The organism is Pseudoduganella sp. UC29_106 (assembly GCF_044055365.1).
GTDB lineage: Bacteria > Pseudomonadota > Gammaproteobacteria > Burkholderiales > Burkholderiaceae_D > Rugamonas.
The window spans coordinates 2142922-2164725 of record NZ_CP171977.1 but is presented as its reverse complement, the minus strand read 5'-3'; the positions used below and the strand labels follow the sequence as shown (position 1 = coordinate 2164725).

22 protein-coding genes and 1 pseudogene are annotated in these 21804 nt (G+C 62.8%); 4 read left to right on the top strand and 19 right to left on the bottom strand.

The window, feature by feature from the left end; translation table 11 throughout:
- Nucleotides 1–4: 4 nt before the first annotated feature.
- The 6 genes from ACHMW6_RS11240 to ACHMW6_RS11215 form a co-directional block, all read right to left on the bottom strand.
- Nucleotides 5–781, bottom strand: coding sequence for an enoyl-CoA hydratase (locus ACHMW6_RS11240; protein ID WP_395407170.1), 777 nt, complete (start codon nucleotides 779–781; stop codon nucleotides 5–7).
- 17 nt (nucleotides 782–798) lie between these two features.
- Complete coding sequence (locus ACHMW6_RS11235; protein WP_395407169.1) at nucleotides 799–1728, bottom strand: electron transfer flavoprotein subunit alpha/FixB family protein; 930 nt, start codon at nucleotides 1726–1728, stop codon at nucleotides 799–801.
- A 197-nt stretch (nucleotides 1729–1925) separates the two neighbouring features.
- The gene (locus tag ACHMW6_RS11230; protein ID WP_395407168.1) at nucleotides 1926–2675 is read right to left on the bottom strand and encodes an electron transfer flavoprotein subunit beta/FixA family protein; all 750 of its coding nucleotides are present in this window, start codon (nucleotides 2673–2675) and stop codon (nucleotides 1926–1928) included.
- Between the two features lie 15 nt (nucleotides 2676–2690).
- Nucleotides 2691–3545, bottom strand: coding sequence for a 3-hydroxybutyryl-CoA dehydrogenase (locus tag ACHMW6_RS11225; protein ID WP_395407166.1), 855 nt, complete (start codon nucleotides 3543–3545; stop codon nucleotides 2691–2693).
- Between the two features lie 97 nt (nucleotides 3546–3642).
- Nucleotides 3643–4227, bottom strand: coding sequence for an HD domain-containing protein (locus tag ACHMW6_RS11220; protein WP_395407165.1), 585 nt, complete (start codon nucleotides 4225–4227; stop codon nucleotides 3643–3645).
- Between the two features lie 11 nt (nucleotides 4228–4238).
- Nucleotides 4239–5033, bottom strand: a complete 795-nt coding sequence (locus ACHMW6_RS11215; protein WP_395407164.1) for a class II aldolase/adducin family protein — start codon at nucleotides 5031–5033, stop codon at nucleotides 4239–4241.
- Between the two features lie 47 nt (nucleotides 5034–5080).
- Between ACHMW6_RS11215 and ACHMW6_RS11210 the strand changes: the two genes are divergently transcribed.
- On the top strand, nucleotides 5081–5809 hold the full coding sequence (locus ACHMW6_RS11210; protein WP_395407163.1) for a Crp/Fnr family transcriptional regulator: 729 nt from the start codon (nucleotides 5081–5083) through the stop codon (nucleotides 5807–5809).
- Here the strand turns inward: ACHMW6_RS11210 and ACHMW6_RS11205 are convergent.
- The 13 genes and pseudogenes from ACHMW6_RS11205 to ACHMW6_RS11145 form a co-directional block, all read right to left on the bottom strand.
- The gene (locus ACHMW6_RS11205; protein ID WP_395407162.1) at nucleotides 5806–6684 is read right to left on the bottom strand and encodes a ThuA domain-containing protein; all 879 of its coding nucleotides are present in this window, start codon (nucleotides 6682–6684) and stop codon (nucleotides 5806–5808) included. The genes ACHMW6_RS11210 and ACHMW6_RS11205 overlap by 4 nt on opposite strands.
- A complete protein-coding gene (locus tag ACHMW6_RS11200) occupies nucleotides 6677–7447 on the bottom strand; it encodes a TetR/AcrR family transcriptional regulator (protein WP_395407161.1) in 771 nt (256 codons plus the stop codon). Before ACHMW6_RS11200 ends, ACHMW6_RS11205 begins: the two co-directional genes overlap by 8 nt.
- Nucleotides 7444–8406, bottom strand: coding sequence for a DMT family transporter (locus ACHMW6_RS11195; RefSeq protein WP_395407160.1), 963 nt, complete (start codon nucleotides 8404–8406; stop codon nucleotides 7444–7446). The genes ACHMW6_RS11200 and ACHMW6_RS11195 overlap by 4 nt, the downstream gene beginning before the upstream one ends.
- A gap of 13 nt (nucleotides 8407–8419) precedes the next feature.
- Nucleotides 8420–9853, bottom strand: coding sequence for an aldehyde dehydrogenase family protein (locus tag ACHMW6_RS11190; RefSeq protein ID WP_395407159.1), 1434 nt, complete (start codon nucleotides 9851–9853; stop codon nucleotides 8420–8422).
- Nucleotides 9854–9871: 18 nt separating this feature from the next.
- Nucleotides 9872–10757: pseudogene (locus ACHMW6_RS11185) on the bottom strand (enoyl-CoA hydratase).
- Nucleotides 10754–11527, bottom strand: coding sequence for an enoyl-CoA hydratase/isomerase family protein (locus ACHMW6_RS11180; RefSeq protein ID WP_395407157.1), 774 nt, complete (start codon nucleotides 11525–11527; stop codon nucleotides 10754–10756). The pseudogene ACHMW6_RS11185 and the gene ACHMW6_RS11180 overlap by 4 nt, the downstream one beginning before the upstream one ends.
- Before the next feature lie 31 nt (nucleotides 11528–11558).
- Entirely contained in the window at nucleotides 11559–11885 is a 327-nt protein-coding gene (locus ACHMW6_RS11175) for a 2Fe-2S iron-sulfur cluster-binding protein (protein WP_395407156.1), read from the bottom strand.
- A gap of 19 nt (nucleotides 11886–11904) precedes the next feature.
- Nucleotides 11905–12726, bottom strand: a complete 822-nt coding sequence (locus ACHMW6_RS11170; RefSeq protein WP_395407155.1) for an SDR family oxidoreductase — start codon at nucleotides 12724–12726, stop codon at nucleotides 11905–11907.
- Nucleotides 12723–13481 carry an SDR family oxidoreductase gene (locus tag ACHMW6_RS11165; RefSeq protein WP_395407154.1) on the bottom strand — a complete coding sequence of 253 codons (759 nt, stop codon included), beginning with the start codon at nucleotides 13479–13481 and terminating at the stop codon, nucleotides 12723–12725. The genes ACHMW6_RS11170 and ACHMW6_RS11165 overlap by 4 nt, the downstream gene beginning before the upstream one ends.
- 7 nt (nucleotides 13482–13488) lie before the next feature.
- Entirely contained in the window at nucleotides 13489–15174 is a 1686-nt protein-coding gene (locus ACHMW6_RS11160) for a 2-oxo acid dehydrogenase subunit E2 (RefSeq protein ID WP_395407153.1), read from the bottom strand.
- 35 nt (nucleotides 15175–15209) lie between these two features.
- Nucleotides 15210–16217 (bottom strand): alpha-ketoacid dehydrogenase subunit beta, encoded by a 1008-nt coding sequence (locus ACHMW6_RS11155; protein WP_395407151.1) that lies wholly within the window; start codon nucleotides 16215–16217, stop codon nucleotides 15210–15212.
- Nucleotides 16218–16231: 14 nt separating this feature from the next.
- Entirely contained in the window at nucleotides 16232–17158 is a 927-nt protein-coding gene (locus ACHMW6_RS11150; RefSeq protein ID WP_395408581.1) for a thiamine pyrophosphate-dependent dehydrogenase E1 component subunit alpha, read from the bottom strand.
- 271 nt (nucleotides 17159–17429) lie between these two features.
- Nucleotides 17430–18674, bottom strand: coding sequence for an SRPBCC family protein (locus tag ACHMW6_RS11145; protein WP_395407149.1), 1245 nt, complete (start codon nucleotides 18672–18674; stop codon nucleotides 17430–17432).
- A gap of 206 nt (nucleotides 18675–18880) precedes the next feature.
- Here ACHMW6_RS11145 and ACHMW6_RS11140 point away from each other — a divergent pair, with 206 nt between their 5' ends.
- The 3 genes from ACHMW6_RS11140 to ACHMW6_RS11130 are packed head-to-tail and all read left to right on the top strand — an operon-like array spanning nucleotide 18881 to nucleotide 21775.
- A complete protein-coding gene (locus ACHMW6_RS11140; protein WP_395407147.1) occupies nucleotides 18881–19642 on the top strand; it encodes an SDR family NAD(P)-dependent oxidoreductase in 762 nt (253 codons plus the stop codon).
- A 12-nt stretch (nucleotides 19643–19654) separates the two neighbouring features.
- Nucleotides 19655–20392, top strand: coding sequence for a ThuA domain-containing protein (locus ACHMW6_RS11135; RefSeq protein WP_395407146.1), 738 nt, complete (start codon nucleotides 19655–19657; stop codon nucleotides 20390–20392).
- A gap of 33 nt (nucleotides 20393–20425) precedes the next feature.
- Nucleotides 20426–21775, top strand: coding sequence for an MFS transporter (locus tag ACHMW6_RS11130; protein ID WP_395407145.1), 1350 nt, complete (start codon nucleotides 20426–20428; stop codon nucleotides 21773–21775).
- Nucleotides 21776–21804 lie beyond the last annotated feature (29 nt).

The following is a 21804-nucleotide window of genomic DNA, read 5'->3' as shown; positions in this document are numbered from 1 at the left end:
CGGTTCACTCATGCCGAAACTGCGGCTTTCGCTTCTCCAGGAAAGCCGCAAGACCTTCTTCATGATCGCGGGTCGCGAACGATGCATGGAAGCTCTTGCGCTCGAACAGGACGCCTTCGGCAAGGCTCGATTCGTAGGCCCGGTTTACCGCCTCCTTTGCCGCCATGACGCTCGGCAGGGACATGCTGGCGATCACGGTTGCCGCCGCAAACACTTCCTCTTCGAGCTTTTCTGCCGGAACGACGCGCGCAACCAGGCCGGCCTTCTCCGCTTCTGCCGCGTCCATCATGCGGCCAGTCAGCACCATCTCCATCGCCTTCGACTTGGATACCGCTCGCGGCAACCGCTGGGTACCGCCCGCGCCGGGGATGATCGCCAGCTTGATCTCCGGCTGTCCGAACTTCGCATTGTCGGCGGCGATAATGAAATCGCACATCATCGCCAGCTCGCACCCGGCGCCAAGCGCAAAGCCGGCTACCGCTGCGATCACCGGCTTGCGAACCTGCAGGATGGTTTCCCAGTTGCGGCTGATGAAATTGCTGCGCACCACATCGCTGTAGCTCTTGCCCTGTAAGGCCGCGATGTCGGCGCCGGCGGCAAAGGCTTTTGCGTTACCGGTTATGACGATGCAACCGATGGCGCTATCCGCATCCATTTCAAGCAGGGCCGCACCCAGTGCGTCCATGACCGCATCGTTTATGGCATTCAGCTGGGCGGGCCGGTTAAGCTGGATAAATCCAACACGTCCTTCGCGCCGGACCAGGATCACATTTTCTTCCATCATTCCTCCTTGACCGATCAGGCCTCAAGTTGCCGGGCCAACTGGGGTACGATCTCGAACAGGTCGCCCACGATGCCGTAATCGGCCACGGCAAAGATTGGCGCTTCCGGGTCTTTATTGATCGCGACGATCGTCTTCGAATCCTTCATGCCCGCCAGATGCTGGATCGCGCCTGAAATGCCCACCGCGATGTAAAGCTGCGGTGCGACGATCTTGCCGGTCTGTCCCACCTGCCAGTCGTTCGGCACATAGCCGGCATCGACTGCGGCGCGGGAAGCGCCCATGGCGGCATCCAACTTGTCCGCAAGCGGCTCCAGGATCTTGAAATTCTCGCCGGAGCCCATGCCGCGGCCGCCAGAGACGATGATCTTCGCGGCGCTCAATTCGGGCCGGTCGGACTTCGCCAGCTCACGGCCGATGAAGCGCGATTTGCCCTGATCCGGCACTGCCGCCACCTGTTCGATGGTCGCCGCGCCACCATTTCCGGCGGCCTCGAAGGCAGTGGTGCGCACCGTAATCACCTTGACCGCATCGATGGATTGCACGGTGGCGATAGCGTTGCCCGCATAGATGGGGCGCTCGAAGGTGTCCGCGGAAATGACCTTGGTGATTTCCGAGACCTGGCCCACGTCCAGGCGGGCGGCCACACGGGGGAGAATGTTCTTTCCGTAGGCAGTGGCGGGCGCCAGGATGTGCGTATAGCCCGGCGCCAGCGCGATGGCCTGCCCGGCCACGTTTTCGGCCAGTCCGTCCGCGAATTGCGGGCCATCGGCCAGCAGCACTTTGGATACGCCGGCAATTTTGGACGCGGCCTCCGCCACGCCGCCAGCCTGATGCCCGGCCACCAGCACATGCACGTCGCCGCACTGGGCCGCGGCAGTAATGGTATTCAGCGTGCTGCCCTTGAGCGCAACGTTGTCGTGTTCTGCAATGACGAGTGCTGTCATATCAAATCCTATATTCAGTGACGGTCCGTTCAGGGATGGCGGGCAACTCGGTGCACACGGCCCATCCCAGGCGGCATTTGATTTGCCTCATTTCCGGCAAGGGCTGCTGCCGCTGCCAACGGTCATGCAGCCAGGTCCGGATTTGCTCTTTGCTCGGCTGAATTCTCTTGCGCATCATTCTTGTCCTCACAAGACAGTCAAATGACATTGGCCTCGTTGCGCAGCTTGCTAACCAGCGTGGCGACATCCGGCACGACCACACCGGCGCCGCGTTTCGCCGGCTCGGCCACTTTCAGCGTTTTCAGGCGCGGGCTCACATCGACCCCGAGGTCCCCAGGCCGGACAGTCTCCAGCGGCTTCTTTTTCGCCTTCATGATGTTGGGCAGCGTGACGTAACGCGGCTCGTTCAGGCGCAGGTCGGTGGTAACTACAGCCGGCAGCGGCAGGGATAAGGTCTCCAAGCCGCCGTCCACTTCGCGCGTGACGGTGACAGAGTCGCCCTCCAACACCAGGCGGGAAGCGAAAGTCGCCTGCCCCCAGCCCAGCAGCGCAGCCAGCATCTGGCCGGTCTGGTTGCAGTCGTCGTCAATCGCCTGCTTGCCCAGGATGACCAGCTGGACCTGCTCCTTGTCCGCTACGGCCTTCAGCAATTTGGCGACGGCCAGGGGCTGCAATTCCTCTTCTGTCTCGACCAGCACGGCGCGGTCGGCGCCGATCGACATTGCCGTGCGCAGCGTTTCCTGGCACAGGGCCGTACCGCAGGAAACCGCAATGATTTCGTCAGCCTTGCCGGCTTCCTTCAGGCGCACAGCCTCCTCCACCGCAATTTCATCGAATGGATTCATCGACATCTTGGTATTGGCCAGCTCGATGCCGGAACCATCGGACTTCACGCGCACCTTGACGTTGAAATCCACGACGCGCTTCACGGGAACTAGAATCTTCATGCAACACTCCAGCAATCAAAAATAATGGTAGAAGCCACGGCCGCTCTTACGTCCCAGCCTTCCTGCATCGACCATCTCGCGCAGCAGGGTCGCGGGACGGTATTTCGGATCGTTAAAGGCCGTGTAGAAGGTATCCAGTACCGACAGCAAGGTATCGAGGCCGATCAGGTCCGCCAGCGCGAGCGGGCCGATAGGGTGGCTGCAGCCAAGCTTCATGCCGGCATCGATATCCTGGGCCGAAGCGAGACCCTCCTGCAGCACGAAGATGGCCTCATTGATCATCGGGCACAGGATGCGGTTCACTGCAAACCCCGGGCTGTTCTTCACCACGATCGGCGTCTTGCCGATGGCGACGACCAGCTCCCTGGCGCTTTCGAGCGTTGCTTCCGAGGTTTGCAGACCGGGAATAAGTTCAACCAGGTTCAGCACCGGCACCGGATTGAAGAAGTGCATGCCGATAAAGCGGTCCGGCTGCTTTTTTCCAGCCGACGCGAGCTTTGTGATCGAAATGGACGAGGTATTGCTGGCAATAATGGCGTCCGGCCGCGCCACCTCTTCGACCCGCTGCAGGATCTTCAGCTTCAATTGCTCGTTTTCGGTTGCCGCCTCGATGATGGCGTCGCAGTCCGCGAGGTCGCCATACTCCGTTGTGGTTCTGATGCGCGCCAGCGCTGCGGACTTTTCTTCTTCCGTAATGCGGCCCTTGGACTGCATGCGTGCAAGCGCTTCGTGCATGCCGCTCACGCTGCGATCCAGCGCCGCAGCCGAAACGTCGACCAGCAACACATCACGGCCGGCCATTGCACAGACTTGAGCGATACCGCTGCCCATGATGCCTGCTCCGATAACTCCAATGCTTTTCAACTCCATGTCTACTCTCCACTGACTCGTCTGCAGCCTAGTATAGAAGTGCGTGAATGCGATACCTATGCCAAAAAATATCAATCACGCTGGAAGGTTTGACCAGTCAGTAGGCCAGTTCGCCGTCCGCGCGCTGGTAGATTGATCGTACTGGCTTCGCGAAAACGCGCCTTACCATGGGCTCAAAGAAGGCCAGCGGCAGGGTTTCACGCTTTGGATCGAAGGCCGGCGCATCGTACAGCGCGCAGAATTCCACGGTCTGCCGGAAATATGCATGATCCCGGAACTGGTCGCGCATGTGGCGGTCCAGCCCAAGATGCTGGAAGAAGTAATAGCCCTGGAATATGGCGTGCTTCTCGATCATCCAGTGATTCGCTTCGCTCACGAAGGGCTGCAGGATGGACGCGGCTATGTCGGCATGGTTGTAGGAACCCAGCACATCGCCGATGTCGTGCAGCAGTGCACACACCGTATATTCCTCATCGCGCCCGTCGTGGTGCGCCAGTGTGGCCGTCTGCAGGCAATGCGTCAGCCGGTCAACGGGAAGGCCACCAAAGTCTCCCTCCAGCAGTTTCAGGTGCGCCAGTATCCGGTCCGGCAGGGCTGCGATGAATGGCGCCGAACTGCGCATGATGATGTCCCAGTCTTCGGCACTGCTGTTGCCGATATTGGTGAAAGTGGTTTCGCTCATGTGCGGCCGCCTCAGTTACGGTAGCCGGGGCTAACGCGGTCCAGGCGGCGCAGCAGCGCGGGCCATGGCAGCGACCCGTCCAGTTGCTTGCGCGTTCCGCGTCCGCTCTCGTTCATTGCCACCGTCATGGCGATGGTGTTCCGTTCGACTTCCGGCGCAATATGAATGAGCGGTACACCGCAGCTCTGCGCCTTCACCTGCACCTCGCAGGCGCGCTGCAGCATGTACATCATGAGGAAGGTATCCTCGACCGTTTCGCCGCAGGTGAGCAGGCCGTGGTTCGGCAGGATCAGATAGCCATTCTTGCCGAGGTCCTGCTGCAGGCGAACCTTCTCTTCGGGGTTCAGCGCAACGCCTTCATAGGGATGGTATGCTAGACTCGCACGGATATAGATCGACTGCTGCGACAGCGGCAGCAGCCCGTCCTTTTGCATCGAGACGGCAATGCCTTCCGCGGTATGCGTATGCAGCACGCAGCCCACGTCGTGACGCGCTTCGTGAATGGCGCTGTGGATAATGAAGCCGGCCGGATTGATATCGTAAGGGCTGTCCAGCAGCTTGTTGCCTGCCATGTCGACTTTCACCAGGCTGGAGGCGGTTACTTCGTCGAACATCAGGCCAAAGGGATTGATCAGGAATTCTTCCGTACCGGGCACTTTGGCGGAAATATGGGTGTAGACCAGGTCTTCCCAGCGGAACAGGGAAATCAGCCGGTAGCACGCGGCCAGATTGACCCGGGTTTGCCATTCGATGGCGGACACTTTCTGCTTTACGTCGGCGTGGACGAAGTCGAGGGGGGCGTTCATTTGTCAGTCTCCTTGTCAATTCTTGAGTGATTTAAGTATATAAAGCGATGCCTGCTTCGACTGTCGGGATTTTTACAATCACTGAAAAAGCCAGGCGGCGGGACTTCCTCTTGCGTAATCCTCTGTTCCAGGACGTTCCTGCCGAGATCCTGGACAGCCTGGTCGAGATAACTTCCCTGCGCCACCTGCCCGACCGCGCCCGCCTCTATGAAAAAGGCGCTCCGCCTGACGGCATGTATGCGGTGCTTAAAGGCTGCATACGCGCCAGCAGTACTACCGCCGAAGGCCGCGAAGCGCTGCTTGCGCTGTTCGAGGAAGGCTGCTGGTTCGGCGAATCCTCCGCGCTGGAAGGCACACCGCGCAACTATCAGGCCGACGCACAGGGCGACTGCGAGCTTCTGTTCGTACCCCGCGACCGCCTGACCGATCTGCTGGAGGCTCAGCCCACTCTTTACCGCTACATCATTCCTTTCCTCTGCCAGCGCATCCGGCTCTCTACCCTGCTCCTCGAGAACAATGCCCTGCTGACCATGGAGGAAAGGCTGGCAAGCCGGCTGCTGCTTCTGGCGCAGAATATCCTGCAGGGCGCAAACGCACTGCCGCGCCAGACCTTGAAAGTCTCGCAGGAAAATCTCAGCCTGATGCTCGGCACCAGCCGGCAGAGCATCAATAAGGTGCTCCGGGACTGGGAACGCAGCGGTTTGATTGAACTCCATTACAGCAACATTACCTTGTGCGACCTCGACGCCCTGCAACGGCTGGCCGCGCCGGACTAAAGTTCACGCGCCCAGCGCTCCGCCTCCGGCGAACAGGCCCAGTTGATCGCGTTCTTCAGGATCTTGCGAAACGCCGGATTTCGATAAGTCGAAGGACCGTCGCCAAACTGCAGATACACAATAGGACTGTTGCGATAGCGCTTCACCCAGCCGACCAGATTGCTGCCCGGCGCATGCTGCCAGCCCTCGTTGGCATTCAAGCGGCCGGCCAGTGCCAGCTTCGCCGAATAAAAGTGTTCGGCAGTGAAGGTGAAATCGCTGCGAAACAGCGGGATCACGGATTCCTCGAAGACTTCAAACAGATAGAGTTCGTCCAGCAGCTCGAATTCGGACACGCCTTCGGTAATCGGGTGCCGGCTTAACGCGCTTACCTTATGGCGCACATCCAGCCGGTAGCCGGAATCCGGCCTGTCGACGCCGCGCAGCTTCATTGGCTGGTACAGAAACCGCGCGCCGACAATTTCCGCCCACTCGGGCCACGCCGGCCAGGACGCACAGGCATGGTGCAGGATGACCAGCGGTTTTCCCTCTTCCAGCATCGCCAGCAGGCCGTCCTTGAAGAACTGCGGCGGCTCGTGGAACACCGGAACGCCGTCGCCATGGCGTTTGAACTCAATGCCGGGCATGTCGTACAGCACGTAGCAGTCGATGTGGGCGGCAATTTGCGGCGTAAACATCAGCTGCGCGGCGGGATGTTCGACGCCGGACCATTCTATATCCGGGTTGTCTTCGAAGACAGCGTAGAATTCGTCGCGCGCGAAGGCATGGCCACGCGTCGCCAGCAGGATATTCTTCTTCGTGCCTTTCGGCGGGAAAAATGTCTGCCCTCCGCTGCCGCTGCGGCCGGAATGGTGGTCGGGAATATCGCTAGCCATTGCGGGACCTCGCGCTGGTCTTCCTTACGGTCCTGCGCGGCGCCCTCGTGTTGACCGGCGCTACATGCTTGAAGGCTTCGACACGTTCCGCCGAAGGGAAATTCAGCTCGCCAATACGTATCTTGCGGATCATGTCAGCCGTGAAGGCCACCAGCGCCCATTCGGCATCGTTATCGCGCCACAGCTCCTTGCTCATGGTCAGGCCCTCGATGATGGCCCGGATGAGGCGCCGCGTCAGGTCAAGCTTGGGCATGTCGTCGCGCCACTCGGGGAACACCTTCAGCAGCTCTTCCTTCCACACCAGGTCGTGGTGACGGGCACGCGGGATGAAGATCGAGCGCAGTTCCCCGTTGGTACGCGAGGCAGCCCTCATTTCCAGATAGACCTGCATTTCGCGGCTCTGGCACATCTGCCAGTCGATCGCAATAGCCGAATTACGGTCCGTGCGGCTTTCGTCCGTCAGGCCCGAAACCAGCCGGCTGAAGGTTTCCATGTGCTTGTAGAAGGCATAGTCGATGACCGCGACCATCAGTTCCTGGGTCGACGGATAGTGGTGCAGCAAGGCGCCACGCGAAATTTGCGCGCGCTGGCAAATCAGGTTGTGGGTGGTGCTGGCATAACCATGCTCCGCCAGGCAGTCAAGTGCAGCCTCCAGGATCGTTTCCCGTGTCCTGGTGCTTTTTTGTTCCTGTACGCTGCCCGTATTGGGCGACAGGCCTTCCGGCGCAAGTTCCTGGATGGCGGCCGACAGTTCATTATTCATGGATGAAAATCCTTCCTTGCGCGATTGCTGAAAACCGTTGAAACGGGGGCCGGCGCCGGCAGCCGGAATCCCTGCGAGCTCAATACCGTGCCTGACAGGACCAGGATCAGGCCCAGCAGGTGCCACAATGTCAGCTGTTCCCCCAACAGGAGCGCGCCGAACGCCACGCCCAGCACCGGCACCCACGACATATAGACCGCTGCCCGTCCCAGTCCCAGCGCAGCTACGCCGCGCGTCCAGGCAATGGCGCCCATGGCGGTGGCCACGGCGCCGGAGAAGGCAAGGCAGGCCCATTCGCGCCAGCTCAGCGCCTGCAGCGCCGCAACAGGCGAAGGAATGGTCAGCGCGGTATGGATCACCAGGGCGGCGCTGCCCACCAGGTAAAGGAACACATTGATTTCCTGGGCGCCGCTGGATCTGGCGAGCCGCTGCACGATCAGGACGCCGCCGGCAAACGAGAACATGGAAGCAAGGACCAGCAGATCCCCTACGGACGGCCCGGCAAAATTCGCATGCGGCCGGTTAAGGATCACGATGCAGACGCCCGCCACAGCAAGGAGCGCGCCGATCACATAAGTAACGCTCAGCCGCTTACGGTAGACCAGGGCTTCCAGCAGGCCATTGATCAATGGATTCAAGGCCAGGATCAGGGCCGCATTGCTGGCCGTGGTCTTGCCCATCGCGGACGCGAACAGCATCTGGTTGGCATACACCATGAGCAGCGCCCCCGCGCAGGCCAGAGCCAGTGTTCTACCGCGCCAACGCGGAAAGCTGCGGCCGCCGAGGACCAGCAATAGCATCAGCACCACGCTCGCACAGACCATGCGCAGGCTGGCAACGAGAGTAACGTCCAACACGCCGGTCAACCATTTGACGGCGGACACGTTCAGGGCCCAGACGGCCATCGTGGCGGCCAGTCCGATATGTACTCCCAACCCAGCTGCCTGTGGCTTCGTCATGGCTGGTTCCCGGTCACGCTGGCATATCCAGGCCGATCAGCGCCTTGGTCTCGATATATTCCTCGAAACCCTGGACGCCCCACTCCCGTCCATTACCAGACTGCTTGTAGCCGCCAAAGGGCGCCAGCAAATCCGAGGGTGCGCCGTTCAGATGTACCGAGCCGGTACGCAGGCGCCGCGCCACATTCGCCGCATGTTCAAGCGAGTCGGCCCACACCGCGCCGGACAAGCCGTACGGCGTATCGTTGGCCAGCGCTACCGCTTCCTCTTCCGACTCGAAAGGCAGGATGCACAGTACCGGGCCAAAGATCTCTTCCCGGGCAATGCGCATATTGTTGTTCACTCGGCCAAACACCGTGGGCCGGACGTAATACCCGGTCGCAGTCCCCGCCGGCAGCGCAGCGCCGCCGCATGCCAGTTGCGCGCCCTCCTCGATGCCGGCGGCGATCATCTGGCGTACCTTATCGTATTGCGCGCGGTTAGCCAGTGGGCCCATCTGCGTCGAATCGTCGAGCGGATTGCCGACTCGGTACGCTTCCGCGACTGCGCACGCCAGTTGCACGGCTTCGTCATGGCGCGCAGCGGGAACGAGCATGCGCGTCGGCGCCTTGCAGGTCTGGCCGCTGTTGACCAGGCATGCCATGGTGCCCGCGCGCACGGCGTCGGCAAAGTCCCGGCCGGCCAGGATGACGTTGGCTGATTTGCCGCCCAGCTCCTGGGTAACCCGTTTCACCGTGCCCGCCGCAGCCTGCGCCACGGCGATACCGCCGCGCAGGGATCCTGTGAACGACACCATATCGACTTGCGCGTGCGCTGCAAGTGCCGCGCCTACCGTCTGGCCGTCACCGTGCACCAGGTTGAAGACGCCGGGCGGCACGCCCGCTTCATGCAGGATCGCCGCCAGCAGTGTGGCCGACAGCGGCGCATATTCGCTCGGCTTCAGGACGACCGCGCAGCCAGCCGCTAGCGCCGGTGCGATCTTGCACACCATCTGGTTCAGCGGCCAGTTCCAGGGCGTGATCAATGCGCACACGCCGATCGGCTCGCGCCGCACGACACTTTTGCCGGCGCGCTGTTCGAAGCGGTAGCCGCGCAGGATGTCGAGATTCGCTTTCCAGTGGCCCAGCCCGATGCCTGCATGCATCTGGACCGCCATCTGCAGCGGCGCTCCCATCTCCGTGCATACGGCCTGGCCAAGTTCGGGCAGGCGGCGCTGGTAGACGTCGACAATGCGCTCAAGCAGTGCAATGCGCTGCTCGCGCGTCCATTCGGAGTAGTTGGCGAATGCGCGGCGGGCGGCCGAAACAGCGCAGTCCACGTCGGCGGCGCTGCCCATGCGCAGGCGGCTGACGACTTCCTCGTTGGCCGGATTGACCACGTCGCGGCACTGCAGGCCCTGAGGCTCGCGCCACGCCCCGTCGATATAGAACTTCTCCAGATTGCTCATTGGCCCGCCCTTTCGCAGCTATTCGGCCGCCTTGTTTGCCGCAGCCATGCTCTTTGCATCGAAGCCCCCTGTGCGGTCGCCGGAAACCAGCTCGCTGTGCGTGTGCGCGAAGTGGTGCCAGGCGAATACCGCCTCCATTGCATTACGCTTGCCCTGCAAGTCTTCGACATGGTTGATGGCCTGCTTGGTCAGCGCCAGTCCCAGGCGCGGCTGCTTCGCAATGCGGGCCGCCAGCTCATAGGTGCCGGCTTCCAGTCCGCTGCGCGGCAGCACGCGGTTCACCATCCCCATCTGGTAGGCGCGTTCCGCGTTCATGCGGTCGCCGGTGAACAGGAACTCCTTCGCGATGCGCGGATTCAGTTCATATGGATGGGCGAAGTACTCAACGCCCGGAATCCCCATGCGCACCACAGGGTCCTGGAAGAACGCATCGTCGCTGGCGACAATCAGATCGCATACCCAGGCCAGCATCAGCCCGCCGGCAACGCAGGCGCCCTGCACCATTGCGATAGTAGGCTTCGGGCAGCTCGCGCCAGCGGCGGCACATGTTCAGATAGACTTCCTGTTCGCGCGCATACAGGAATTCGCCGCCCAGCTTGTTGGTGTGGTCCCACCACAGGCTCACACGCTCGAAGGATTTGTTGATGTCGCGGCCCGGCGTGCCGATATCGTGCCCGGCGGAGAAGTGCTTGCCGGCGCCGCGCAGGATGATGACCTTGACCGCATCGTCGCTGGCGGCACAGCGCAGGGCATCATCCAGCGCATAGGTCATCTGCGAGTTTTGCGCATTATTGAAGCCCGGCCGGTTCATTTCAACGGTGGCGATGCCATCCGCGACCCGGTACAGCACCGGTTCATCGGTCTCGTACTCGGAGCGGTCTTCGCGGTCCACAAAATCGTTCATTGCTGCTCCCTGGCGGCGCGCCGCGCATAAAAGGCATCGATTGCCGCGGTAAATTCGGGACGCACGGCGCAATCGAGGAAGGCGGCGTGCTCCTCGTCCAACTGGGTGGAGAGGTCGCGCTGCGACGAGCCGCGCAGCAGGCGCTTGAGATGCGCCAACGCATGCGGCTCGCGCCGCGCCAGGCGCCGGGCCAGTTCAAGCGTCGCTTCGGCCAGCTGCTCCCTGTCGACAACGCGGTTGACCAGATTCAGGCGCAAGGCTTCGACAGCATCGAAGGTTTCGCCGGCCAGCGCGATTTCCATAGCCTTGCGCAGGCCGACGAGGCGCGGCAGCGCCCATGACATGCCGCCGTCGCAGCTGGTGCCGATGTCGGAATAAGCGAAAGTAAAGCGGGTATTGGACGCAGCCAGCGCCAGGTCCGCCGCCAGCATGAGGCTCATGCCGGCGCCTGCCGCGGCGCCATGCACACTGGCGAGCACCGGCTTGGGCATCGTGGCGAGCAGGCGTACTGCTTCGTGCACGGGCGGAATCAGCGCATTGACCGCCTCGGCTGGCTGCGCGCGCAACGCCTGCAGGTCGCCACCGGCCATGAAAGCCTTGCCGCTGCCGTTCAGGACCACCACGCGGACCGCTGGATTAGCCGCCAGGTCGCGGCAGGCTGCAGCAAGCTGCACCGCCATATCCTCATTCAGTGCATTGAGCACTTCCGGCCGGTTGAACTGGATGCGGGCGATCTGCTCCGACACTTCGACGTACAGCACTGAACTCATTCTGAATACTCCGGCTAGGGTTGTTGGCGGCTCAGGCCTGGCGATCCGGCACGTGCAGGACCAGCAAGCCATCCAGCTCCGGCGTGACCTTGATCTGGCAACTGAGCCGGCTGGTGGGCTTGCGTTCGGCCGCCACGGCATCCAGCAACTCGTCCTCCAGGTCGCCCACCGGCGGCAGCAGGCTCTCGCACGAAGGGTCCACATAAACATGGCAGGTGGCGCAGGAGCAGGAACCGCCGCATTCGGCAACGATTCCTGCAACGCCGTTCTGCATGGCGCCACTCATGGCGCTCTCGTTCTTCAGTACACTGACTTCCTTGCGCTGGCCATCAGGCGCAATAAACACTACGTTTGGCATAAACACTGCTCCCAAAATCTCATTGATACTGCTCGGGCAATCTGCCGAGAAAATCTGCGGGCTGGTGATGGAACTGCGGCGCAGCGCCCGCTCCTGCTGCGGACACGCCGGAATCGATGACCAGCGTGTGCGCGCTGACGTGGCGGGCCTCATCGCTCGCCAGATAGCACAAGCTCGCCGCGATTTCCTGCGGCATAGCCGCGCTGCCCAAGGGCGATTTCGCCGCCCCGCCCCGCAGCGCCGCGTCGTGACCGCCGTACACTTCCTCCACCAGCGGCGTCATCACCAGTCCCGGCGCGACGGCATTGACGCGGATGCCATATGCCGACAGTTCAGAAGCGGCGCCACGCGTCAGCGCAATCACGCCTGCCTTGGCCACGCTGTATACCTGCGGGCCCACGCCGCCGACCAAGCCGGCAAGGCTGGACAGGGAAAGGATCACCCCACCGCCGCCCAGTTCGCGCATCTGCCGGCCTGCATGCTTGATGCCGAAGAAAACGCTGTCCAGCAGCACGGACAAGGTGCGGCGCCAATCCTCCGCGCCGGTCTCGAGGATCGAGCCGACGACGCCGACCATGCCCGCGTTGTTGACCATGCAGTCCAGTCGCCCGTGCCAGCCGACCGTGCTGGACACGGCCCTTTCCACTTCTTCCTCCTTGCTGACATCCGCCGCGATGAAGTGCATCCCCAGTTCGCGCGCCAGCCGCTCGCCCGCTGCGGCGTTGATGTCGGAAATGACCACCAGCGCTCCCTCGGAGGCAAACAGGCGCGCCGTGTGCTCGCCGATGCCGCTTGCGGCGCCTGTGATCAGCACCACCTTGTCCTTCAGGCGTCCAGTCATGGCTGCCCCTCCGCCGCCTGCACGGCACGTTGGCCGCTCGGCCCCATGAACGCAACCGGCCGGTCGCGCAGCACGCTGGCGCCGGAGGCAAAGCCGCCGGCCGTATGGCCGGAGTCCACCACCAGGGTATGGGCTGTGACATGGGGCGCCGCATCGCTTGCCAGGAACAGCAGACTGGCGGCGATCTCCTCCTTCGGCATGCCGCTGCCGGGCGCCACTGCATTGACGCGGATGCCGTATTGCGACAACTCGGAGGCTGCCGAGCGTGTAAGGCCGATAACGCCATGCCGGGACGCGGTATAGGCATGCGGCCCAAGCCCGCCCATCACGCCGGCAATGCCCGATACGGACAGGATGACGCCACCGCGCTGTTCGCGCATGGCGCGCGCGGCGTGCTTGATACCGAAAAACACGCTATCCAGCAGCACCCCCTGAGTTGCGCGCCATGCCTGCGCCGTAGTCTCCATAAGGGACCCCACCGCGCCGACGATGCTGGCGCCGTTGACCATGCAGTCGATGCGGCCGTGGCGCTCCACGGTCGCTTGCACGGCGCGCTCGACCTGCGCTTCGCAGCTCACATCGGCCAGGATGAAATGCATGCCAAGCTGGCCGGCCAGCGCCGCGCCGGCCGCTTCGTCGATGTCCGCCAGCACTACCGTGGCGCCTTCCGCGGCGAACAGGCGCGCGGTTGCCGCTCCGATCCCGTTCGCAGCACCCGTCACGAGGGCAATCTTGTTTTGCAGGCGTCCGCTCATGGCTGACTCACGCAAGCAGTGCATATGGACGCTCGACCCACTTGGCCAAAGCGCTCAGGAACGCCGCCCCAACGGCGCCATCGATGGCTCGATGGTCGCAGGACAGCGTGACCGACATCAGCGAGCGGAACTCGACGCCGCCGCCAGCCGATTCGCAAGCCTCGCGGCGCACGCTGCCGACAGCCAGGATGGCGCCCTGCGGCGGATTGATGACGGCGCCAAACTCGCGGATGCCGAACATGCCCAGGTTCGATACGGTGAAGGTGCCGCCGCTCAGGTCAGCCTGCGTCAGGCTGCGCTTGCGCGCCCGCTGCGCCAGTTCGGCGGTTTCGGCAGCCATCGCAAACACGCCCTTGCTCTCGGCCTGGCGGATGACGGGGGTCACCAGTCCGCCTTCGATGGCAACGGCCAGACTCAGATGCACGCTGCTGAACTGCTTGATGCCGGCGTCGGTGAAATGCACGTTGGCGGCCGGAACGTCCTGCAGCGCCAGCGCTACGGCGCGCATCAGGAAATCGTTGATCGACAGCTTGCGTTTGCCTTCACTCTGGGCATTGATGGTCTGGCGCAGCGCGATCAAAGCGTCAAGCTGCAGGTCCGCCGTCAGGTAAAAGTGCGGGATGGTCTGCTTGGACTGCGTCAGGCTGGCGGCGATCGCCTTGCGCATGGGCGTCAGCGGAATGAGCTCGTAGTCTTCCTGCGGCTGCGCTGCCTGGACTGGCGCGCCGTTGGCGACCAGCTTCTGCACATCGGCCTTCAGCACCAGATTGCGCGGGCCGGTGCCCTGCACTGCTGCCAGATCGACGCCATTTTCGGCCGCCAGCTTGCGTGCGGCAGGGCCGGCGCGCACATCGCCCCTGGCGACAGGCGATGCGCATGGTGCGGCCAGTGCGGTGGCTGCTACTGCTGCAGGCGCTGGCTGGCCGAGCAACCCCTGTACATCGGCCACCGCGACCCGGCCATGCCGGCCGCTGCCAGTCAGCGCAGACAGGTCGACACCGTGTTGATTGGCCAGGCGCAGCGCCACTGGCGACGCATGTACCGCCGCATTGCGCTGCGCCAGCAACTCCTTGCCCGGCGCCGGTGTCTCGCTGGCGCGTGGCGCGGTGCCGGGATGGATTGCAATGACATCGGCCACCGAAATGCGGCCATGGCGTCCAGTGCCGCGGAGTTGCGACAGCTCGATGCCGGCGCGATTCGCCTGGCGCCGCACCACAGGGCTGGCATGGGCCACAGCGTTGGCGGCGATGATGCGATCCATCTCGGCTTCGCTGCGCGCCACGACCGCCGGGCCAGCGCTCGCCGCGACCTGGTCGACCTGCGACAGCGCGGGCACGGCGGCATCGGCCGGAGCGGCCGGTTGCTGGACTGCGGCCGGTTGCGGGGCTGCGGCCGGTGCTTGCGCCGGCGCCGCTGCGGGCTGAGCGCCGCCGCCGATGAAGCGGTCGATCTCTTCATCGCTGACATCCGCCTCGGCGGCCACCGCCAGTAGTCCGCCAACCGGAACGACATCGTTCACGGCTGCGACCAGGCGGCGCACAACGCCCGGCACTGCTTCCAGCGCTTCCATCGCATTGACGATCTTCGCCGTTTCCACGTCGGCGATCGGCTGGCCCTTGCGCACCGTGTCGCCCACGGCGATATGCCAGGCGGCGATGCTGCCCTCGGTCATCTCCAGCCCCCACTGGGGCATGCTGATCGGATGAATTCTGCTCGATCTCATCCCCCTTAATGGGCCACCACGGAGCGGATCGCACGTTCGACACGCGCGGCGTCCGGCAGGTACTCGCGCTCCAGTTCGGGCGCGAACGGCACCGGAGTATGCGGCGGCGTCACGGTCGCGATGGGCGCGCGCAGGCTGGAGAAAGCCCTGGTTGCCACCAGCGCTGCAATGTCCGCGGCCAGGCCGCAGCGCGGGGAAGACTCGTCGATCACGACCAGGCGGCCGGTCTCGCCCACGCTTTCCAGGATCAGTTCTTCATCCAATGGCGACGTGGTGCGCGGATCGATCAGGTCGCAGCGGATGCCTTCCGCTGCCAGCTTGTCCACCACGCCGGCGGCCAGCTTGACCATCTGTCCCGTCGCCACAACGGTAACGTGTTCGCCTTCGCGCACCAGCACGCCCTCGCCAAACGGGATCGTGTAATCGCCGTCCGGCACATCGCAGGCATCGTTGTAGAGCATCTTGTGCTCCAGGAACATCACCGGGTCGTCGTCGCGGATGGCCGCCAGCAGCAAGCCCTTGGCGTCATAGGCGTTGGACGGCATCACCACCTTAATGCCAGGGATGGCTGTCAACAGGGAATGCATGGTCTGGGAATGCTGGGCCGCCGCGCTACGACCGGCGCCCACGGTCATGCGTACCACCAGCGGCGCCTTGGCGCCATTGAACATATAGCGGAACTTCGCCGCCTGGTTCAGGATCTGGTCGAAGCAGACGCCAACGAAATCGCTGAACATGATCTCCGCCACCGGACGCAGTCCGGCCAGGGCGGCGCCATTGGCCGCACCGATGATGGCGGATTCGCTGATAGGCGTATCGATCACGCGCTGCTCGCCGAATTTTGGCAGCAGGCCCTTGGTCAGGCCGAACACGCCGCCGGCTGCATCGCGCTGGCGGGAGGTGCCGCCGGCGCCGCCCGATACGTCTTCACCGATCACGATCACCGAAGGGTCACGCGCCATCTCCTGGTGCAGCGCTTCGTTGATGGCTTCCCGCATTGTCTTTGTAGTCATGGCTGTGGCTCAAATCAGTAGTGGTCGTAGACGTTCTTGAACAGGTCTTCCGGCTGCGGACGCGGCGCGTTACGCGCTTCAGTCACTGCGCGCTCGATCAGCGCCGCGATTTCGGCATCGATATCGTCCAGGCTGGCTGCATCCAGCTCGCCGCTGGCCTGCATGCGCTCGCGGAAATTCTGCAGGCAGCAGTGTTCGTCGCGATAGCGCTGCACTTCATCCTTGGCGCGGTAGTTCTGCGGGTCGCCGACGAAGTGGCCGAAATAACGGATGGTGGTGCAATACAGCGCGACCGGCCCGCCCCCATTGCGAGCGATTTCCAGCGCCTTGCGCATCGCCTCGTACACGGAGAAGAAATCGAAACCGTCCGCTTCGAAAACCGGGATGCCAAAGCCTTCGATGCGCTTGACCACGTCGTCGCAGCCGATGCCGTAGGAAGCGCCCGTATGCTCGCTGTAGCCGTTGTTCTCGAAGACGAAGATCTTGGGCGCTTGCAGCACCACCGCCATGTTCATGGCTTCGAATACCGTGCCCTGGTTGGATGCGCCATCGCCCACGAAGGACGCGGCCACCTTGCCCTCACCGCGCAGCTTGCACGCGATTGCCGCGCCGAGGGCGATCGGCGAACCGGCCCCCACAATGCCGTTGGCGCCCAGCATGCCCTTGGCCACATCGGCGATGTGCATCGAACCGCCCTTGCCGCCATTCAAGCCATCGCGACGGCCATGCAGTTCCTTCATCATGCCGACCACATCGCATCCCTTGGCGATGCAGTGGCCATGGCCACGGTGGGTGCTGATGATGTAATCAGCTTCACCCAGATGCTCGCAGGCGCCAACGGCCACTGCTTCCTGTCCGCTGTACAGGTGAGTGAAGCCGGGAATCTTGCCGGCCAGGCATTCGGTGTTGACGCGTTCCTCGAATTCACGGATCAGCTTCATCTGCCGGTAGGCGCTCAACAGCTGCTCCCGGGACAGCCCGCTCTTCAACCTGGCGGCTGGCGCAGCCACTACTTCTTCTGCAGTCTTCAATTCTGTAGTCATGATTTCCTCGGTGGCGGGCCGCCGCAAATAAAACCGGACAGCCTGTATGTTTTACATGAATATCTTGGAAAAGGCAAAGCAAATCAAATCGAATCCGCAATTCCGGCCAGACCTTCACCCGGCCGCCAATGCAGCGGCGGCCGGGCCTGCCGGGTGCGGCAGGTGAAGCTTAGTTGCCGGCTTCCTCGAGCAGCCTGCTGATGTGCCGGTGGATATTCTGCAGCGCGAGTTCGTTGGCGCCCAGCACCGGCTTGAAGCCGGGCGGCGCATACATCATATTGTGCTGCCCTTCCTGCGACACGGAATAGTCTTCCGTGCTGACGACCTTGACGATGAAGTCGTGCATCTCGGTCCACGGCTCCTCTTCGTCGAATTCCTTCATCGAGGCCGGCTTGTAGGTCGTGATCACGGTCGTCGCTTCATCGACTTTGTCGTTCGGGAAGATGCGCGAAATGCCATAGAACTGCTTGCCGCCCTTGATGCTGTTCACGTTGATGACCACGTTCGGGAAGATGTAGTAGAGCCCGTTGTAAGTGGTATCCGGCCACTCCTCTTCCGGCTTGTCGCTATACTCCAGGAACTCGGCGCGCGGCATTTCCATGCGGTGGTTGGGGCCGTAGTTGTCGTAGCTCATGATGTTGGACAGGGCCAGCGCGCCAATGCTGGTCGGATGCAGCGTGGCGAAGTGGTAGCCTTCGCCATAGGTGTCCATCGCGTACTTCCAGTTGGCGTTGACGCCGAAGCTGGTCGACTTCATGGGGCGCGCCTGCGCCAGTTCCAGGTGCGCCAGCTCGCGGGCGAAGTCCTTGCCCAGGTGGGCTTCGACATCGATTGGTTCGCCATTCGGCACCGCGCGTACGAAGATGAGGCCGTGCCATTCCGCGACCGGCACCGGGATCAGGCTGCGCTCTTCCTTCTCGATGCCCTTGAAGCCTTCCGCGCCGGGAATGCCCACCAGCTTGCCGTCCAGGTCAAAGGTCCAGCCGTGGAAGCGGCAGCTCATGCGGACTTTGCGCTTGGGCTCGGTAACCAGCTTGGCCGCGCGGTGCATGCACATATTCAGGAAGGCGTTGACCTTGCCCTCCTTGTTGCGCACCAGCAGGATCGACGGCCCCGTTTCATCGAACAGGAAGGTATCGCCGGGCGCAGGCAAGTCGCAGCTCAGGGCCGCCAGCACCGGGCGCTCGCGGAACAGCACGCGCCTTTCCTGCTCGTGGCGTGCGCTGTCAGTATAGACGGCCGGATCAACCAGCATCGGCCCTTCGGCCAGGTCGGTGGTGCGGTTCTTGATGTGAGTGATCGTACGGCGCCGCAGCGCGTTGCCCGACTCGCGGCGCAATTTTGCCCAGTCGACGCTCGCCGATTCGGCCTCTTGTTGATCGGACGTCGGATCCAACGTCGCTTGTTCACTCATGGCATGTCTCCTCTGCTTTAGCGATAACGATTCTTGAATTCTTCCTCACACTCTACTCATCAACCGTGCAAATAACAAGCGGTTTGAACGGTTTTATTCTACACGCCGCCACACATTTTTGCGCAACTAAAAAACAAGCTGGACGGTTTTTAGATTGAGGTATAGACTGCAATGACACTTTCGTCACACCAGAGGAAAAACACACCATGGATCTCCAACTGAAGGGCAAACGGGCAATTCTCGCAGGCGCCAGCAAAGGCATCGGGCGTGCTGTTGCAGAGGTACTGGCGGCGGAAGGTTGCGCCATCGAATTATGTGCACGCGACCAGGCGGGCGTGGACCAGGCAGTTAATCACATACAGAGCCAGGGCGCGAATGCACGAGGCGAAAGCGTCGACCTCGCCGACGCCGCGGCTTACCGCGACTGGGTAGTGCGTGCCGGCGAACGCCTCGGCGGCTGCGACATCTTCGTGTGCTTTGGCTCCGCTGGCGGCGGCCCCGCCAACGAAGAGCGCTGGCAGGCCGCGTTTGAGCTGGATTTGCTGGCGACCTACCGCGGCATCGATGCCGCCCTGCCCGCCCTGGAAAAATCCGACAACGCGGCAATTATCGTCATCTCGACCACGGTCGCCATCGAACCGGCCTTTGGCCCCCAGCCCTACGCTGCGCTGAAAGCCGCCGTCACGAACTATGCCGGTGCGCTGGCGCACAGCCTGGCGGCCAAGCGCATTCGCGTCAACACGGTATCGCCCGGCCCGGTGTTCATCGAGGGCGGTTCGTGGGACAAGATCAAGCAGGGCCGGCCGGAATTCTATGAAAAGACCCTGACCCAGGTGCCGCTCGGCCGTCTTGGACAAGCACGCGAAGTGGCCGATGCCGTCGCCTTCCTGGCTTCTCCCCTCAGCGCCTTCACCACCGGCACCAACCTGGTGATCGATGGGGGCATGACCAAGCGCGTGCAGCATTAAGGAGCCCCAGCCGTGCGTCTGAACTGCGTGTTGATTGCGGGCGGGAAATGGCATGACATCGACTTTGCCCGCCTCGAACTGCTGAAGCTGCTCGCCGAAGATGAAAACGTCCGGGTCCGCGTGTTCGAGGATTATGCGAACCTGGAAGCGATCACGGCGGCCGACTTTCTCGTGAGCTACACCTGCGATGTCACGCCCACAGAAGAGCAGCAGGTCGCCCTGCGCAACTACCTCAACCGTGGCGGACGCTGGCTGGCCCTGCATGGCACCAACTCGATCCTGCGCTTCCTTGAAAACGGCAGCATCGATACGCCCTGCACGGCGCCGCTGTTCATGGAAACGCTGGGATCGATGTTCCGGGCCCATCCGCCCATCGGTCCCTACACCGTCTGGCCAACGGGCGTAAAGCACCCGATGGTGGAAGGCATCGAGCCCTTCGAAGTGGTGGACGAACTGTACCTTTCGGAAGTCTACGCGCCGATCGAAGTCCTGCTGGACGCTGAATTCGAAGGCCCGGCCGGCCGCTTCGTCCACAATCAGTGGGAAAAACAGCGCCATCCCGTGCTCTACCAGCGTAAGCTCGACAAGGGCGCCGTCATGTACCTGACGCTGGGCCACTGCCGCGGCCACCATGACCTGCAGCCCATGATGGAATACTATCCGCAGGTCGAACGGTGCTCATGGGAAAACCCCGTGTATTACGAACTGCTGCGCCGCGGCCTGTCCTGGGCCAAAACCAGGAATGAATGATTACCGGAGCCACCGCCGATGCAAAATAACCATATGAGACAAGCTCCCGTCACCCTGTCACCGAGCGAGCAGTTCAAGGCCCTTGCGGTCGCCTCGCTGGGCGGGATGCTGGAATATTTCGAGTTCATCATCTTCGTCTTCCTCGCGCCGCAGATCACGAAGAACTTCTCGTCGCCCGACATGCCGGAATGGATGCGCCTGATGCAAACTTTCGGCATCTTCGCAGCAGGTTTTCTCATCCGTCCTGTGGGCGGGATCGTGATGGCCCAGTTTGGCGACCTGGTCGGCCGCAAGCGCGTTTTCACGCTGACCCTGGCGCTGATGGCGACACCCACGCTGGCGGTCGCCCTGCTTCCCGGGTATGCACAGATCGGTGTGTGGGCGCCGCTGCTGCTCTTGCTGTGCCGGTTAGTGCAGGGCCTCGCGCTGGGCGGCGAATTGCCAGGCGCCATCAGTTTCGTGTCGGAACAAGTCAGTGGACGCCGCGTCGCCTTCGCCCTCGGCGTGCTGGCATCGACCGTCTGCCTCGGCTCGCTCGCCGGCTCGGTGGTGGTCAGCACGGTGGCCAACCTGCTGGGCCCGGATGAGATGATGAGCTACGGCTGGCGCATTCCCTTCGTGCTGGGAGGCCTGTTCGGGCTGATCTCCGTCTATCTGCGCCGCTTCACGCACGAAACGCCAGTCTTCGAAGAGATGAAGGCACGCCTGATGCTGGCCGAGCGCCCGCCCTTTGCCGTACTGATGGCGGAACATCGCTTCAACCTGTTCGCCAGCATGGTGCTGGCCGCCACTACAACAGTCACGGCCGCGTCGCTGCAGCAGTTCCCCATCACCTTCTTCGTGACGATGAAACATCTGCCCATGGCGGAAATCGCCAATATGCAGACGCTGCTCATTGCCTTCACCATGGTCGGGAATGTGCTTGGCGGCGTGCTGGTGTCCTGGCGCATCCTTTCCTTGCGCGCCGCGTACATCGTCTTCCAGCTGATCACCATTGCCGCCGTGTTCTGGGCCTTCCGGCAGGACAGCGTTGCCGGCATCGCCGCGCCCTTCATCGTGCTCGGCATCAGCGGCGGTGGCGCCATGGCGCTGTCCCTCACCCTGATGGCACGTTCCTTCCCGGCCCAGGTGCGCTATACCGGCCTGGCGACCGCCTACAACATCCCGATCGCCATTTTCGGCGGCACGGCGCTGATCATCCTGACTTACCTGTCCCGCTTTTCGTTGCAGTATCCGGCGCTCTATCCGTCCTTCTTCTGTCTTCTGTCCTGCATCGTCGCGTTGATGCTGTGGCCACGCCGCCACGCGATCAGTCCCTTCGACGCCAACGACCCCGATGTCAATCCGGCGCGGGCCAGTCTCGCCACGGCGCACACCGTTTGAGCGCCGCACCCAGTCTGATACAGGTGAAT